The organism is Streptomyces glaucescens, assembly GCF_000761215.1.
GTDB lineage: Bacteria > Actinomycetota > Actinomycetes > Streptomycetales > Streptomycetaceae > Streptomyces > Streptomyces glaucescens_B.
The window spans coordinates 2623215-2637746 of the sequence record NZ_CP009438.1; the positions used below are offsets into that span (position 1 = coordinate 2623215).

The window sequence follows — 14532 nt, forward strand, 5'->3', positions numbered from 1 at the left end:
CCGCTCCGTCAGTGCCCGGCCCGCAGTCCCCGCGCCACCAGGTCGACCAGCGCCTCGAACTCCGCCTCGACGCCGGGGGCCGCCCACTCCTCGGCGTAGCACGGGTCGTGGAAGCGGCCGGTGGCGTGGAAGACCGCGCGGGCGGTGACGGCCGGGTCGGAGGCGGTGAAGGTGCCCGCGTCGAGGCCCGCGCGGACGATGTCCGTCAGCTGGGCCGTGAGGTCGGCGATGTGCTCGGGGACCGCCTGGCCGCTCTCGCGGGTCAGGACCATGTACGTCGCGAACAGCTCCGGGTCCTGGCCCGCCTTGCGGCGTTTGGCGTCGAACAGGGACCGCAGCCAGGCGCGCAGCCGCTGCTCCGGGTCGCGGTCCCGCTCGGCGGCGATGCCGGCCAGCTCCAGCGACGTACGGTCCAGCCAGCGCTTCGTCACGGCCTCGCGCAGGGCCGCCTTGGTGCGGAAGTGCCGGTAGACGCTGCCGTGGCTGACGCCGAGCGCGCGGGCCACGTCGACCACGGTGGCCTTGGCCGGGCCGTGGCGGCGCAGCACCTCCTCGGTCGCCTCGAGGATGCGCTCGGCGGTCAGGGTCTCACTGCTCGGTGCCATGGGGTGACGGTACCCGGCGGGTGGTTCACCGCTCGCTGTCGAGGTGTGCCATCTGGGAGGCGGGGTAGCGCTCGCCGGCCGCCGCGTCCGCCGGTACGGCCGCCTCGATCGCCGCGAGGTCGGCGGCCTCCAGGGTGACCTCCAGCGCGCCCAGCGCCTCGGTGAGCCGGTCCCGGCGGCGTGCGCCGACCAGCGGCACGATGTCCTCGCCGCGGGCCAGCACCCAGGCGATGGCGATCTGCGCGACGGAGGCGCCCTTCTGCTCGGCGATCTTCCGCAGCGCCTCCACGAGCGCCAGGTTGTGGCGCAGGTTCTCGCCCTGGAAGCGGGGCGACAGGGCCCGGAAGTCGTTCGCGGGAAGCTGCCGGTCGGCGGTGAAGTGGCCGGAGATCAGTCCCCGGGAGAGGACGCCGTACGCGGTGACGCCGATGCCCAGTTCGCGCGTGACGGGCAGGATCTCCGCCTCGATGCCTCGGGAGATCAGCGAGTACTCGATCTGGAGGTCCGCGATGGGCGCGGTCGCGGCGGCCCTGCGGACGGTGTCGGCGCCGACCTCGCTGAGGCCGATGTGCCGGACGTATCCCCGCTCGACGAGTTCGGCGATGGCGCCGACGGTCTCCTCGACGGGGACGGCCGGGTCGAGGCGTGCGATGCGGTAGACGTCGATGTGGTCGACGCCGAGGCGCTGGAGGGAGTACGCCGCGAAGTTGTGCACCGCCTCGGGCCGGCCGTCGTAGCCGAGCCAGCCGCCGTCGGGGCCGCGCAGCGCGCCGAACTTCACGCTGACCAGGGCCTGTTCCCGGCGGGCGGCGGGTGCGGTGCGCAGCGCCTCGCCGATCAGCAGTTCGTTGTGGCCCATGCCGTAGAAGTCGCCGGTGTCGAGGAGGGTGACGCCCGCTTCGAGCGCCGCGTGGATGGTCGCCAGCGACTCCGCGCGGTCGGTGTCGCCGTAGAGCGCGGACATGCCCATGCAGCCGAGGCCGAGTGCGGAGACCTGGGGGCCGGTGGTGCCGAGGGTGCGTGTCTGGATCGTCATGACACCAGCCTGGCATGACGACTGACAGATTTCAATATCTGTCAGTCGTCAGTTGTCAGCGATCCGGGCTCCGGCCGGACCCGCCCCTCCTCTTTGGTCCAGACCTCTTGACGAAAGGTCTGGACCAAGCGCATCGTCAGGGGACCGCGCACTGTCATGCCTACGACACCTCACCGCACCCCCACCGGGAGGCCCGCATGCTCCGCCGCACCCTGCGCCGCCTGCTCACCACCGCGCTCGGCACCGCCCTCCTCGCCCCCCTCTCCCTGGCCGCCGCCCCCACCGCGTCGGCCGCCGACACCTGCGTACTGAACCCCAAACCCGCCGGCAAGGTGCTCCAGGGCTACTGGGAGAACTGGGACGGCGCCGCGAACGGGGTCCACCCGCCCTTCGGCTGGACACCGATCACCGACTCCCGCATCCGCGCTCACGGCTACAACGTGATCAACGCGGCCTTCCCCGTGATCCGCTCCGACGGCACCGCGCTGTGGGAGGACGGCATGGACACCGGCGTGAAGGTGGCCACCCCCGCCGAGATGTGCGCGGCCAAGGCGTCCGGGCAGACGATCCTGCTCTCCATCGGCGGCGCCGCGGCCGGCATCGACCTCAGCTCCGCCGCCGTGGCCGACCGGTTCGTCGCGACGATCGTGCCGATCCTGCAGAAGTACAACTTCGACGGCATCGACATCGACATCGAGACCGGTCTGGTCGGCAGCGGCAGCATCACCCAGTTGTCCCCGTCCCAGACGAACCTGATCCGGATCATCGACGGCATCCTGGCGCGCATGCCGGCCGGCTTCGGCCTCACCATGGCCCCGGAGACGGCGTACGTCACCGGCGGCAGCGTGGTCTACGGCTCGATCTGGGGCGCGTACCTGCCCATCATCAAGAAGTACGCCGACAACGGCCGCCTGTGGTGGCTGAACATGCAGTACTACAACGGCAGCATGTACGGCTGCTCCGGCGACTCCTACGCGGCCGGCACGGTCCAGGGGTTCACCGCCCAGACCGACTGCCTGAACCGCGGCCTGGTCGTGCAGGGCACCACGATCCGGGTGCCCTACGACAAGCAGGTCCCGGGTCTGCCCGCCCAGCCCGGCGCGGGCGGCGGCTACCTGTCGCCGTCCCAGGTCGCCCAGGCCTGGCGGCACTACGGCACGTCCCTCAAGGGCCTGATGACCTGGTCGCTGAACTGGGACGGCTCGCGCAACTGGACCTTCGGCGACAACGTCAAGGCACTCCAGGGCCGCTGACCGGCCGCCGGTTCGCACGGGGACGCGGGGTGCCCGCCGCGCACCATGGCGGCGGGGACGCGAAGGTCCCCGCGCCCCGGACGGCGAAGGCCCCCGGCACCGGACCGCTTCGGGTCCGGCGCCGGGGGCCGACGGCGCGGGCGGAGGTCAGCAGCCGATCAGGCGGCCGGCCAGGTAGCCCTCGATCTGGTCGAGGGAGACGCGCTCCTGCTTCATCGTGTCGCGCTCGCGGACGGTGACCGCGTTGTCGTCGAGGGTGTCGAAGTCGACGGTGACGCAGTACGGGGTGCCGATCTCGTCCTGGCGGCGGTAGCGGCGGCCGATGGCGCCGGCGTCGTCGAACTCGATGTTCCAGTGCTGGCGCAGCGCCTGGGCGAGGCCCTTGGCCTTCGGGGACAGCTCCGCGTTGCGGGACAGCGGCAGGACCGCGACCTTCACCGGGGCCAGGCGGTGGTCGAGGCGCAGCACCGTGCGCTTCTCCATCTTGCCCTTGGCGTTGGGCGCCTCGTCCTCGACGTAGGCGTCGAGGAGGAAGGCCAGCATGGTGCGGCCGACACCGGCCGCGGGCTCGATGACGTACGGCGTCCAGCGCTCGCCGGCCTCCTGGTCGAAGTAGGAGAGGTCCTGGCCGGAGGCCTTGGAGTGGGCGCCGAGGTCGTAGTCGGTGCGGTTGGCGACACCCTCCAGCTCGCCCCACTCGCTGCCGCCGAACTGGAAGCGGTACTCGATGTCAGCGGTGCGCTTGGAGTAGTGCGAGAGCTTCTCCTGCGGGTGCTCGTACCACCGCATGTTCTCCTCGCGCAGGCCGAGACCGGTGTACCAGTTCCAGCGCTGCTCCATCCAGTACTCCTGCCACTGCTCGTCCTCGCCCGGCTTGACGAAGAACTCCATCTCCATCTGCTCGAACTCGCGGGTGCGGAAGATGAAGTTGCCGGGCGTGATCTCGTTGCGGAAGGACTTGCCCATCTGCGCGATGCCGAACGGCGGCTTCTTGCGCGAGGCGACCTGCACCTGGGCGAAGTTGGTGAAGATGCCCTGGGCGGTCTCGGGGCGCAGGTAGGCGACCGAGCCGGAGTCCTGGGTCGGGCCGAGGTGGGTGGAGAGCAGCCCGGAGAACTGCTTGGGCTCGGTGAACTGGCCCTTGGTGCCGCAGTTCGGGCAGTTGATGTCGGCGAGGCCGTTCTCGGGGGCGCGGCCCTTCTTCTCCTCGTACGCCTCCTCCAGGTGGTCCGCGCGGAACCGCTTGTGACAGGAGGTGCACTCGGTGAGCGGGTCGGTGAAGGTGGCGACGTGGCCGGAGGCGACCCAGACCTCGGGGGCGAGGATCACGGACGAGTCGATGCCGACGACGTCCTCGCGCGACGTCACCATGTAGCGCCACCACTGGCGCTTGATGTTCTCCTTGAGCTCGACACCCAGCGGCCCGTAGTCCCAGGCGGCACGCTGACCGCCGTAGATCTCACTGCACGGGAAAACGAAGCCACGGCGCTTGCTCAGGCTGACGATGGTGTCGATCTTGTCGGCGGCCACGGTGCTCTCTTCATTACGACGACGGGCGACGAAGCGAGGTGCTTCCAGCGAATGCTTCAGGTTACCGGCGCGGACTCCCCCTGAACCAAATCGGGATCCCCCCTGTCCCGAATGAGGGCTTTGTTGACAACGGTTTCCACTTTTGTTGAAAATGACTCTCATGAACGTACGACGACGCCTCATACCCACCGCGGCGGTGACCGCCCTCGGTCTCGCCGCCCTGACCGCCTGCTCCAGCGACTCCGCCGGCGCGGGCGGCACCGACAGGTTCGATGTCGTCGCGTCGTTCTACCCGATGCAGTTCCTCGCCGAGCAGATCGGCGGGGACCACGTGCACGTCACCACCCTCACCGAGCCCGGCCAGGAACCGCACGACCTGGAGCTGAGCACCCGGCAGACCGCCGAACTCCAGGAAGCCGACGCGGTCCTCTACCTGAAGTCCCTCCAGCCCGCCGTCGACGAGGCCGTCGGCCAGGCCGACGTGAAGACCAAGATCGACGCGGCCTCCCTCACCGAGCTGGCCGACCACGGCGACGTCGAGCACGACCACGGCCACGAGGGCGAGGAGCACGCCGGGGAGCACGCCGAGGAGGAGCACGCCCTCGACCCCCACGTCTGGCTCGACCCGGTGAAGTACGCCGAGATCGCCGAGGGCGTCGGCGCCGCCTTCGAGAAGGCCGACCCGGACCACGCCGCCGACTACAGGAAGAACACCGACGCCCTGGTCGACCGGCTCGGCGCCCTGGACACCAAGTTCCGCGACGGGCTGAAGAACACCGAGACCAAGGTCTTCTTCACCAACCACGCCTCGTTCGGCTACTTCGCCGAGCGCTACGGCCTCACCCAGGAGGCCATCAGCGGCCTCGACCCGGAGTCCGAGCCGAGCCCCGCCCGGATCAGGGAACTCCAGGAGGAGGCCAAGGCCGACGGCGTGACCACGGTGTTCTACGAGACACTGGTGAGCGACAAGACCGCGAAGACGCTCGCGAAGGACGCCGGCCTGAAGACCGGCGTGCTCGACCCGCTCGAGGGCATCACCGACAAGTCCGAGGGCGACGACTACTTCCAGGTCATGGAGTCCAACCTCAGCGCGCTGAAGACGGCCCTCGGCGCCAAGTGATCGTTACGGAGGCCCCTGTGAGCGAGCCCGTCATATCCCTGCGCGGCGTACGTGCCGAGCTGGGCTCGCGCCCCGTCCTGCGCGGTATCGACCTCACCGTGTCCCGCGGTGAGGTGGTCGCGCTGCTCGGCGCGAACGGCTCCGGCAAGTCCACGGCCGTGCGCGCCGTCATCGGCCAGGTGCCGGTCAGCGCCGGCGAGATCGAGCTGTTCGGCACCCCCCGCCGGCGGTTCCGCGACTGGGCGCGCGTCGGCTACGTCCCGCAGCGCACCACCGCCGCGGGCGGCGTCCCGGCGACCGTGAACGAGGTGGTCTCGTCCGGCCGTCTGTCCCGGACCCGCTTCGGCGTCTTCCGCAAGAGCGACCGCGAGGCCGTCCGCCGCGCCCTGGACCTGGTCGGCATGGCGGACCGGGCCGGGGACGCGGTGGGCGCGCTCTCCGGCGGCCAGCACCAGCGGGTGCTGATCGCCCGCGCGCTCGCCGCCGGCCCCGAGCTGCTGATCATGGACGAGCCGATGGCGGGCGTCGACCTGGCCAGCCAGGAGGTGCTGGCCTCGACCCTGCGCGAGCAGGTCGCCCAGGGCGCGACCGTGCTGGTCGTGCTGCACGAGCTGGGCCCGCTGGAGCCCCTGATCGACCGGGCGGTGGTGCTGCGCGACGGCTGCGTGCTGCACGACGGCCCGCCCCCGAAGGCGGTCGGCCAGCACGCGCTGCCCGGCCACGACCACGTCCATCCGCACGCGGCTCACGACGCCGAACCGATCCGGACGGGACTGCTGAGCTGATGGAATTCCTGAACTACGACTTCATGCAGCGGGCGCTGCTCGCCGCCGTCCTGGTCGGCATCACCGCGCCCGCGGTCGGCATCTACCTGGTGCAGCGCCGCCAGGCCCTGATGGGGGACGGCATCGGCCACGTCGCCATGACCGGCGTCGGCCTCGGCTTCCTGCTGTCCTGGTCACCGGTGTGGATGGCCACGCTGGTCTCCGTGCTCGGCGCGGTCCTGATGGAGCTGATCCGCTGGTACGGCAGGACCCGCGGCGACATCGCGCTCGCGATGCTGTTCTACGGCGGCATGGCCGGCGGTGTGATGTTCATCAACCTCGCGCCGGCGGGCTCCAACGCCAACCTGACCTCGTACCTCTTCGGCTCCCTGTCGACGGTCTCCGAGTCGGACGTCACCGCCATCTGCCTGCTGGCGGCCTTCGTGGTGCTGGTCACCCTCGGGCTGCGCCGCCAGCTCTTCGCGGTCAGTCAGGACGAGGAGTTCGCGCGGGTCACCGGCCTGCCGGTGCGGGCGCTGAACCTGCTGACGGCCGTCACCGCGGCCGTGACGGTCACGGTCGCGATGCGCGTGGTCGGCCTGCTGCTGGTGTCCGCGCTGATGGTGGTGCCGGTGGCCGCCGCCCAGCAGCTCAGCCGCAGCTTCGCCGCCACCTTCGCGATCGCCGTGGCGATCGGGGTGGCCGTGACCCTCGGCGGCACCGTGACCTCGTACTACCAGGACGTGCCGCCCGGGGCGACGATCGTGCTGCTGACCATCGGCGCGTTCGTGGTGCTGACCGCGCTGGCGGCTCCGCTGGCCCGGCGCAGGGCCCGGGCGGCGGCTGCCGCCCGGCCGCCCGCGGACCCCGCGGAGTGCACGATTCCGGCCAGCCGTCCGACCGGGGACCAGATCGGCGTCTGACCGCCGCCGGTCCGGGCTGGCACAATGGCCCGGACCGCAGCAAGACGTGAGGAGGCAACGGTGACGACCGCTGGACCGCCCGTGAAGGGCCGCGCCACCCGGCAGCGTGCCGCCGTGGCGGCAGCCCTCGACGAAGTCGACGAGTTCCGCAGCGCGCAGGACCTGCACGACATGCTCAAGCACAAGGGCGACTCCGTCGGGCTGACCACGGTCTACCGCACCCTCCAGTCCCTCGCCGAGGCCGGCGAGGTCGACGTGCTGCGCACCTCCGACGGCGAGGCCGTCTACCGCCGGTGCTCCACCGGCGAGCACCACCACCACCTGGTCTGCCGCGTGTGCGGCAAGGCGGTCGAGGTGGAGGGCCCGGCGGTGGAGAAGTGGGCGGACGCCATCGCTGCCGAGCACGGCTATGTGAACGTGGCGCACACGGTGGAGATCTTCGGCACCTGCGCGGACTGCGCACGGGCGGCCACCGAGGACTGAGCGCGCCCGAGGACGCGGTGAGCCGCTCCGCCCCAAGCCCATGATCACGTCCATGACCGTGGGGCGGACCCGGCCCGCCGGCCGTGCTCAGCCCTGCTGCCTGCCCTCCATGGCCAGCAGTTCCTCGTTCGGGACGGCGCCGCCGAACCGGCGGTCGCGGGAGGCGAACTCGAGGCAGGCGCGCCACAGGTCACGGCGGTCGAAGTCGGGCCACAGCACGTCCTGGAAGACCATCTCGGCGTACGCGCTCTGCCACAGCAGGTAGTTCGAGGTGCGCTGTTCGCCGCTCGGGCGCAGGAACAGGTCCACGTCCGGCATGTCCGGGTAGTACAGGTACTTCTGGAGCGTCTTCTCGGTGACCTTGGCGGGGTCCAGCCGGCCCGCCCGCACGTCCTCCGCGAGCGCCTTCGCCGCGTCGGCGATCTCCGCCCGGCCGCCGTAGTTCATGCAGAAGTACAGCGTGAGCCGGTCGTTGTCCTTCGTCTGCTCCTGGGCGATCTGGAGTTCCTTGGCGACCGACTTCCACAGCTTGGGCATCCGCCCCACCCAGCGCACCCGGATGCCCAGTTCGTCGAGCTGGTCGCGGGTCTTGCGGATGAAGTCGCGGTTGAAGTTCATCAGGAAGCGGACCTCGTCAGGCGAGCGCTTCCAGTTCTCGGTGGAGAAGGCGTACAGCGAGATCGCGCCGACGCCCATCTCGATCCCGCCCTGCAGCACGTCCAGCACGCGCTCGGCACCGACCTTGTGCCCCTCGGTGCGCGGCAGGCCGCGTTCCTTGGCCCAGCGGCCGTTGCCGTCCATGACGATCGCCACGTGGTTCGGCACCAGCTCGCCGGGGAGCCTGGGCGGCCGCGCACCGGACGGGTGCGGCTCCGGCGTCCTGTACTCGCGGCGCTGACGCCCCAGGAACCCGCGTACGACCATGTGCTTCTCGTCTCCCTAGTTCTCTTCGCCGTGCTCGTTCTCGCCGGAGTCACTTCTCGACGTATCGGAGCGAGCGCAGTCCGCGCTCCAGATGCCAGTGCAGATAGGCGGACACCAGTCCGCTGCCCTCCCGCACGTACCGCGGCTCGCACGCGTCCGCGGTCTCCCAGTCTCCCGTGAGCAGCGCGGCGAGCAGTTCCAGGGTCCGCGGCGAGGGCACGACGCTGCCGGGCACCCGGCAGTCCACGCAGACCGTACCGCCGGACGCCACCGAGAAGAACCGGTTGGGCCCGGGCATCCCGCACTTCACGCAGTCGCTGAAGCTGGGGGCGTAGCCGTTGACGGCGAGGGAGCGCAGCAGGAACGCGTCCAGCACGAGGTGCGGCGCGTGCTCCCCGCGTGCGAGCGTGCGCAGGGCGCCGACCAGCAGCAGGTACTGCTGCACCGCCGGCTCGCCCTCGTGGTCGGTGAACCGCTCGGCGGTCTCCAGCATGGCCGTGCCGGCCGTGTACCGGGCGTAGTCGGTGACGATCGCGCCTCCGTAGGGGGCGATGGTCTCGCTCTGCGTGCACAGCGGCAGCCCCCGCCCCACCAGCTCGCTCCCGCGGGCGAAGAACTGCACGTCGACGTGGGAGAACGGTTCGAGACGCGCACCGAACTTGGACTTCGTGCGGCGCACGCCCCTCGCCACGGCCCGTACCCGGCCGTGACCGCGGGTGAGCAGGGTGATGATCCGGTCCGCCTCACCCAGCTTCTGGGTGCGCAGCACGATGCCGTCGTCGCGGAACAGACTCATGGGCCCATTCTCGCCTACGCGCGCGGCTGCCCCGGCGGGAACCGGACCGCCGCTGCCGGTGCGGCCCGTGAGCCGGTCCGTGCCGGGGATGACCCTGAGACGGGATACCGGGGTGACCCCCGCTTCTTCGAGGGTGCGGCCCGGATGTGGGGGCGGGCGGGGTGCGGCGAGGCTCGTGGGCATGAAGAAGACCACGCGCACCGCCGGCCTGCTCGCCGCCTCCGCCGCCCTGCTGTCCGCCGGGCTCACCGTGCCGTCCGCCGCCTCCGCCGCCGCGCCCTCCCTCGACTGGGGCGCGTGCGCCGGGAGTGCCCCCGCCCCCGACCCCCGGCAGCGGTGCGCCACCGTCGAGGTGCCGATGGACTACTCCGACCCGGGCGCCGGGACCGTCGAGCTCGTCGTCTCCCGCATCCCCAGCGAGGACCCGGCGCGGCGGCGGGGCGTCTTACTGCTCATCCCGGGCGGCCCCGGGAACTCGAGCCTCCACGACCCCTCGGGCCGGGGGCGGAAGCTGCCGCAGGAGGTGCGGGACGCCTACGACCTGATCGGGTTCGCGCCGCGCGGCCTGGCCCCGTCCACGGCGGTGAGCTGCGGGCTCGCCCACGAGGACCTGGCCGTCACCCGGGTCGCCCGCCCCTATCCGGCGCCGGACGGGTCCGTCGACGCCGCCATGGCCGTCGCGCGGCGCGTCTCGGACGCCTGCGCACGCAACGGCGGGGAGCTGATCCGGCACATCAGCACCGCCAACGAGGCCCGCGACCTGGACCGCGTCCGGGCCGCGCTGGGCGAGCGGAAGCTGTCCGCCTGGGGCGTGTCGTACGGCACGTACGCCGGCGCCGTCTACAGCCGGATGTTCCCGCACCGCACCGACCGGATCGTGCTCGACAGCAACGACGACCCCGACCCCCGCCGGGTGGGCCGCGGCTGGATCGCGGCGCACGAGCGGGGCGTGGAGGACACCTTCCCCGAGTTCGCCGCGTGGGCGTCGGCACCGGACTCCCCGGTGCGGCTCGCCGATACGCCCGCCGGGGTGCGCGCGCTCTTCCTGCGGCTCGCGGACCGCCTCGACCGCGAGCCGATCCCGTGGCCGAACGCCGGTCCCGCCGAGCTGAACGGCAATGTGCTGCGCCAGTCCATGCTGCAGACGATGTACGACCCGGACGGCTTCGAGCGGCTGGCCCGGCTGATCGACGGCGCCCTCGACGGACGGGTCCCGCCCGTGACGGCGCCCTCGCCGCAGCAGGTGGCCGGCCTGCAGAACTCGCTCGCCGTCGGCGCCGCGACCCTCTGCAACGACATCGCGTGGCCCCGTCACGCCGCGGTGTACGCCGAGGGGGTCGCGGCGAGCCGGGCGGCGTACCCGCTGACGGCCGGCATGCCGCGGAACGCGATGATGTGCGCCGCCTGGCCGTTCGAGCCGCAGGAACCGCCGGTGCGGATCACCGCCGCCGGCCCGTCGAACATGCTGCTCTTGCAGAACGAGCGCGATCCGGCCACCCCGCTCGCGGGCGCGCTGAGGCTGCGCGCGGCCCTCGGGGACCGCGCGCGCATGGTCACCGTCGACTCCACCGGCCACGACGCCTACCTCGCCAACGGCAACGCCTGCGGCGACGCGACGGTCTCCCGCTTCCTGGCGACGGGCGAGCGCCCGGAGCGGGACGTGTACTGCGGCCGGGGGGAGGGCCCCACCGCAACCGGGGAGTGAGGCGGCTGCGTCGGTCAGGGGAGAGAAGGTCACTCGTGCGACCCGAGTGACCGGTGTCCCGGAGCAAAAGGAGCCCCAGTGTTCACCCGACGCACCCTCCTCACCGCCGGCGCGGCAGGCGCCGCCGCCCTGCTCGCCCCGGCCGCCGCCCACGCCACCGGCGGTCCGGCCGGTGTCACCGGACGGCTGCGCGCCCTGGAGCGGGAGTACGGCGCCAAGCTCGGCGTCTACGCGCACAACGTCGGCACGGGACGGACGATCCGGCACCACGCCGACGACCTGTTCCCGATCTGCTCCCTCTTCAAGACCCTGGCCGCCGCGGCCGTCCTGCGCGACCTGGACCGGGACGGCGAGTTCCTCGCCCGCCGGATCCACTACACGGAGGCCGACCTGGTCGACGGCTCCGACGAGACGCGCAAGCACCTGGCCGAGGGCATGACCGTGGCCGAACTGTGCGACGTCACCATCCGCTACAGCGACAACGCGGCCGGCAACCTGCTGCTGCGGGAGCTGGGCGGCCCCACCGCGATCACCCGGTTCGCCCGCTCCCTCGGCGACCCGGTGACCCGGCTGGACCGCTGGGAGACCGAGCTGAACTCGGCGGAGCCGTGGCGGGTCACGGACACCACCAGCCCGCGCGCGATCGGCCGCACCTACGCCCGGCTGGTGCTCGGCGACGCGCTCCCCGGCGCCGACCGGGAGCTGCTCGGGCACTGGCTGCTGAACAACACCACCAGCTCCGACCGGCTGCGCGCCGGCGTCCCGCCGACCTGGACGGTCGCCGACAAGACCGGCGGCGGCGACTACGGCGTCAACAACAACGTCGGCGTCGCCTGGACCCCGGACGGCACACCGGTCGTCCTCGCCGTCCTGTCCCGCATGTTCGACCCGGCCGCGGTCAGGGACAACACCCTCATCGCGCGGACCGCGAAGGTCCTGACGGACGCCCTCGCCTGACCCGCCCCCGTCCCTGTCCCCGCCCCCACCCTCCCCCTTGCCTCCGCCCTCGCCGGAATCCGCCGCGCCCGCCGGGCAACCGATTCCGTCCGACCGGTGGTCTGGAGGGCGAGGAGGGTGCTTGATGAAGGCCGAGCAAGAGGCCCAGTTCCAGGAGTTCGTCAGAGCGCGGTGGTCCCATCTGGTGCGGACCGCCTATCTGCTGACGGGCGACCCGCACCACGCCGAGGATCTGACCCAGACGGCGCTGGCCAAGGCCTACCGCTCCTGGCGGCGGATCGCGCGCAGCGACAACCCGGAGGCGTACGTCCGCCGGATGCTCGTCAGCTGCAACAGCGACCGGTTCCGCAAGCGGCGGGTGTCCGAGGCGCTGACCGCCTCGCCGCCGGAGCGGGCGGGCAGCGACGCGGCCGTGGCGTGGGTGGACGAGCGCAGCTCGCTGCTGACCGCGCTGGCCGGACTGCCGCCCCGGCAGCGCGCGGTGGTGGTCATGCGCTACTGGGAGGACCTGTCCGAGGCGGAGGTCGCCGACGTGCTCGGCTGCTCGCCGGGCACGGTGAAGAGCCAGGCGTCCAAGGGGCTGGCGAAGTTGCGTACGTATCCGGGGCTCGCCCAGGCCATGGGTGTGCCGTCCAGGCAGGGAGACAGCAGGTGAGCGGGGAAGAGCACGAGGAGACCGCGCGGCACGGGGACGGCGAGCGGGAGTTCGAGGAGCGGGTGCGGGCGCTGCTCGCCGACGACGCCTTCACCATCCGGCCCTCGGCGGCGCCCTATCCGGCGATCCGGCGCCGGGGGGTGGCCGAGCGGCGCCGGCGGGCGGCGACGGTCGGGGCCGCGCTGGTGACGCTGGCCGTGGTGCCGGTGGGAGCCGCTGCGCTGACCGGTCCGGAGGGCGGCGGCCGGGCCGTGTCGCCCGCCGCGTCCGCCACACCGACGCCGTCACCGACGCCGACGCCTGCCGCTCCGGCCGGGCCCGCCGGTCCGGCGAGCGACGCGCAGCTGCTGGACGGTGTGACGCGCGAGTCCGCGGCGGCCATGCTGGAGGACTGCCTCGCCTCCGACATGGGCGGCGGCTCGCTCCAGGACCTGGGCGCGGCGGAGGAGTACCGGATCCTGCTCGGCATGCGCAGCACCGGCGACAGCAACGCGCCCGGCGACGGCCGGTTCGTGGTCGCGGTGCGCGACGAGGCCCCCCGGACCCGGGTGATCTGCAACCTCAAGGACGGCGAGGTCGCGGGGCTGAACGTCGGGGTTGCGGACACGGCCCTGCCGGACCAGGGCAAGGTCATGCCGGACGTCAACGCCCACAAGCTGTACTCGCAGTCGTTCCTCGACAAGGGCGACTGGCGGCTGCCGTTCCGCTGGGGCAGCATCGGCGCCGTCCACCCCTCGGTCGCCAGGGTGACCGTCTCCTACGGCGACGCGGAGCCGCGGACCGCGGTCATCGACCACGGCTGGTTCGTCGCCACCGGCGTCCTGGACCAGCAGGTCACCCGGGCGCCGCACATCAAGGGCTACGACGCAGCGGGCCGCCAGGTCTACGACTCCGACCAGGACAAGTACTACCTGGCCGACCTGCCCTGACGACCCGTGAGGGGCGGCGCGCGGGCGGTACCGTACAGGGGTCGGTACCGCCCGGGCGCCCGTCACGTGCTCCCCGGTGTCACCAGCCCCGACTCGTACGCCACGATCACCAGCTGGGCCCGGTCCCGGGCCCCCAGCTTGCCCATGATGCGGCTGACGTGGGTCTTCGCGGTCAGCGGACTCAGGCCCAGGGCCTCGGCGGTCTCCGTGTTGTTGAGGCCGCGCGCCACCAGGGTCAGCACCTCCCGCTCCCGTTCCGAGAGGCAGTCGGGGCCGGCCACCGGCGGTCCGGCCGCGGGGCCGCGCAGGAAGCGGGCGATGAGCCGCGAGGTCGGGCCGGGCGACAGCAGCGCCTCGCCCGCCGCGACGGTGCGGATCCCGTCGAGCAGTTCGGCGGGCCTGGTGTCCTTGACCAGGAAGCCGGAGGCGCCCGCGCGCAGCGCCTCGACGATGTGCTCGTCGGTGTCGTAGGTGGTCAGCACGAGCACCTTCACGCCGGCCAGGTCCTCGTCGGCGGCGATCAGCCGGGTCGCCTCGATGCCGTCCAGGTCGGGCATCCGGATGTCCATCACGACCAGGTCGGCGCGTTCGCTGCGGGCCAGCTCCACCGCCTCCCGGCCGGTGCCGGCCTGACCGACCACCTCCATGTCCGGCGCGGACTCGACGAGCATCGCGAACGCGGCCCGCACGAGGGTCTGGTCGTCGGCGAGCAGGACTCGGATCACCGTTTCCCCCCGTTTCTCGACGGTCTCCGCCGGCCCCCCACGGACTTCCCGTCCCCGGCGCTCCCCCGGCCCCCCACGGACTCCCCCGGCACTCGACGCTCCCCGGCTCACCATGTGCTCCCCCCGC

15 protein-coding genes are annotated in these 14532 nt (G+C 72.4%); 9 read left to right on the plus strand and 6 right to left on the minus strand.

Annotation, left to right across the window (positions count from 1 at the left end; genetic code table 11):
* Window positions 1-8: 8 nt before the first annotated feature.
* Both SGLAU_RS11275 and SGLAU_RS11280 read right to left on the minus strand, forming a co-directional pair.
* The gene (locus tag SGLAU_RS11275) at window positions 9-605 is read right to left on the minus strand and encodes a TetR family transcriptional regulator (RefSeq protein WP_043500714.1); all 597 of its coding nucleotides are present in this window, start codon (window positions 603-605) and stop codon (window positions 9-11) included.
* Between the two features lie 25 nt (window positions 606-630).
* On the minus strand, window positions 631-1641 hold the full coding sequence (locus SGLAU_RS11280) for an aldo/keto reductase (RefSeq protein ID WP_043500716.1): 1011 nt from the start codon (window positions 1639-1641) through the stop codon (window positions 631-633).
* A 197-nt stretch (window positions 1642-1838) separates the two neighbouring features.
* On the opposite strand from SGLAU_RS11280, the gene SGLAU_RS11285 reads away from it, so the two are divergent.
* The gene (locus SGLAU_RS11285; protein WP_043500719.1) at window positions 1839-2894 is read left to right on the plus strand and encodes a chitinase; all 1056 of its coding nucleotides are present in this window, start codon (window positions 1839-1841) and stop codon (window positions 2892-2894) included.
* A gap of 147 nt (window positions 2895-3041) precedes the next feature.
* Here SGLAU_RS11285 and SGLAU_RS11290 read toward each other — a convergent pair whose 3' ends face one another.
* Entirely contained in the window at window positions 3042-4424 is a 1383-nt protein-coding gene (locus SGLAU_RS11290) for a glycine--tRNA ligase (protein ID WP_043500721.1), read from the minus strand.
* 160 nt (window positions 4425-4584) lie between these two features.
* Between SGLAU_RS11290 and SGLAU_RS11295 the strand changes: the two genes are divergently transcribed.
* From SGLAU_RS11295 to SGLAU_RS11310, 4 genes are read left to right on the plus strand one after another with little or no spacing between them, the layout of a single operon-like run.
* On the plus strand, window positions 4585-5544 hold the full coding sequence (locus SGLAU_RS11295) for a metal ABC transporter substrate-binding protein (protein ID WP_043500724.1): 960 nt from the start codon (window positions 4585-4587) through the stop codon (window positions 5542-5544).
* Between the two features lie 17 nt (window positions 5545-5561).
* On the plus strand, window positions 5562-6329 hold the full coding sequence (locus tag SGLAU_RS11300; protein ID WP_043500726.1) for a metal ABC transporter ATP-binding protein: 768 nt from the start codon (window positions 5562-5564) through the stop codon (window positions 6327-6329).
* Complete coding sequence (locus SGLAU_RS11305; RefSeq protein ID WP_043500728.1) at window positions 6329-7231, plus strand: metal ABC transporter permease; 903 nt, start codon at window positions 6329-6331, stop codon at window positions 7229-7231. Before SGLAU_RS11300 ends, SGLAU_RS11305 begins: the two co-directional genes overlap by 1 nt.
* Before the next feature lie 60 nt (window positions 7232-7291).
* Window positions 7292-7714: a Fur family transcriptional regulator gene (locus tag SGLAU_RS11310; RefSeq protein WP_043500729.1), complete on the plus strand. Its 423-nt coding sequence runs from the start codon at window positions 7292-7294 to the stop codon at window positions 7712-7714.
* Between the two features lie 87 nt (window positions 7715-7801).
* Here the strand turns inward: SGLAU_RS11310 and SGLAU_RS11315 are convergent, their stop codons facing one another.
* Both SGLAU_RS11315 and recO read right to left on the minus strand, forming a co-directional pair.
* On the minus strand, window positions 7802-8638 hold the full coding sequence (locus tag SGLAU_RS11315) for an isoprenyl transferase (RefSeq protein WP_043500730.1): 837 nt from the start codon (window positions 8636-8638) through the stop codon (window positions 7802-7804).
* A gap of 49 nt (window positions 8639-8687) precedes the next feature.
* Window positions 8688-9434: a DNA repair protein RecO gene (recO, locus tag SGLAU_RS11320; protein WP_043500731.1), complete on the minus strand. Its 747-nt coding sequence runs from the start codon at window positions 9432-9434 to the stop codon at window positions 8688-8690.
* A 181-nt stretch (window positions 9435-9615) separates the two neighbouring features.
* On the opposite strand from recO, the gene SGLAU_RS11325 reads away from it, so the two are divergent.
* The 4 genes from SGLAU_RS11325 to SGLAU_RS11340 all read left to right on the plus strand — a co-directional run bounded on the left by SGLAU_RS11325 (window position 9616) and on the right by SGLAU_RS11340 (window position 13680).
* A complete protein-coding gene (locus SGLAU_RS11325; RefSeq protein ID WP_043506499.1) occupies window positions 9616-11139 on the plus strand; it encodes an alpha/beta hydrolase in 1524 nt (507 codons plus the stop codon).
* A gap of 78 nt (window positions 11140-11217) precedes the next feature.
* Window positions 11218-12096 (plus strand): class A beta-lactamase, encoded by an 879-nt coding sequence (gene bla / locus SGLAU_RS11330; RefSeq protein WP_043500734.1) that lies wholly within the window; start codon window positions 11218-11220, stop codon window positions 12094-12096.
* Between the two features lie 124 nt (window positions 12097-12220).
* On the plus strand, window positions 12221-12751 hold the full coding sequence (locus SGLAU_RS11335) for a SigE family RNA polymerase sigma factor (RefSeq protein WP_043500736.1): 531 nt from the start codon (window positions 12221-12223) through the stop codon (window positions 12749-12751).
* Window positions 12748-13680, plus strand: a complete 933-nt coding sequence (locus tag SGLAU_RS11340; RefSeq protein WP_043500738.1) for a hypothetical protein — start codon at window positions 12748-12750, stop codon at window positions 13678-13680. Before SGLAU_RS11335 ends, SGLAU_RS11340 begins: the two co-directional genes overlap by 4 nt.
* 62 nt (window positions 13681-13742) lie before the next feature.
* Here SGLAU_RS11340 and SGLAU_RS11345 read toward each other — a convergent pair whose 3' ends face one another.
* Window positions 13743-14405 carry a response regulator gene (locus SGLAU_RS11345; protein WP_043500740.1) on the minus strand — a complete coding sequence of 221 codons (663 nt, stop codon included), beginning with the start codon at window positions 14403-14405 and terminating at the stop codon, window positions 13743-13745.
* Between the last annotated feature and the right edge of the window lie 127 nt (window positions 14406-14532).

Excerpts from the sequence above, each read along its gene's own strand:
- SGLAU_RS11275 (WP_043500714.1), bottom strand. The coding sequence starts at position 605 with ATGGCACCGAGCAGTGAGACCCTGACCGCCGAGCGCATCCTCGAGGCG.
- SGLAU_RS11280 (WP_043500716.1), bottom strand. The coding sequence starts at position 1,641 with ATGACGATCCAGACACGCACCCTCGGCACCACCGGCCCCCAGGTCTCC.
- SGLAU_RS11285 (WP_043500719.1), top strand. The coding sequence starts at position 1,839 with ATGCTCCGCCGCACCCTGCGCCGCCTGCTCACCACCGCGCTCGGCACC.
- SGLAU_RS11295 (WP_043500724.1), top strand. The coding sequence starts at position 4,585 with ATGAACGTACGACGACGCCTCATACCCACCGCGGCGGTGACCGCCCTC.
- SGLAU_RS11305 (WP_043500728.1), top strand. The coding sequence starts at position 6,329 with ATGGAATTCCTGAACTACGACTTCATGCAGCGGGCGCTGCTCGCCGCC.
- SGLAU_RS11315 (WP_043500730.1), bottom strand. The coding sequence starts at position 8,638 with ATGGTCGTACGCGGGTTCCTGGGGCGTCAGCGCCGCGAGTACAGGACG.
- recO (WP_043500731.1), bottom strand. The coding sequence starts at position 9,434 with ATGAGTCTGTTCCGCGACGACGGCATCGTGCTGCGCACCCAGAAGCTG.
- SGLAU_RS11325 (WP_043506499.1), top strand. The coding sequence starts at position 9,616 with ATGAAGAAGACCACGCGCACCGCCGGCCTGCTCGCCGCCTCCGCCGCC.
- SGLAU_RS11335 (WP_043500736.1), top strand. The coding sequence starts at position 12,221 with ATGAAGGCCGAGCAAGAGGCCCAGTTCCAGGAGTTCGTCAGAGCGCGG.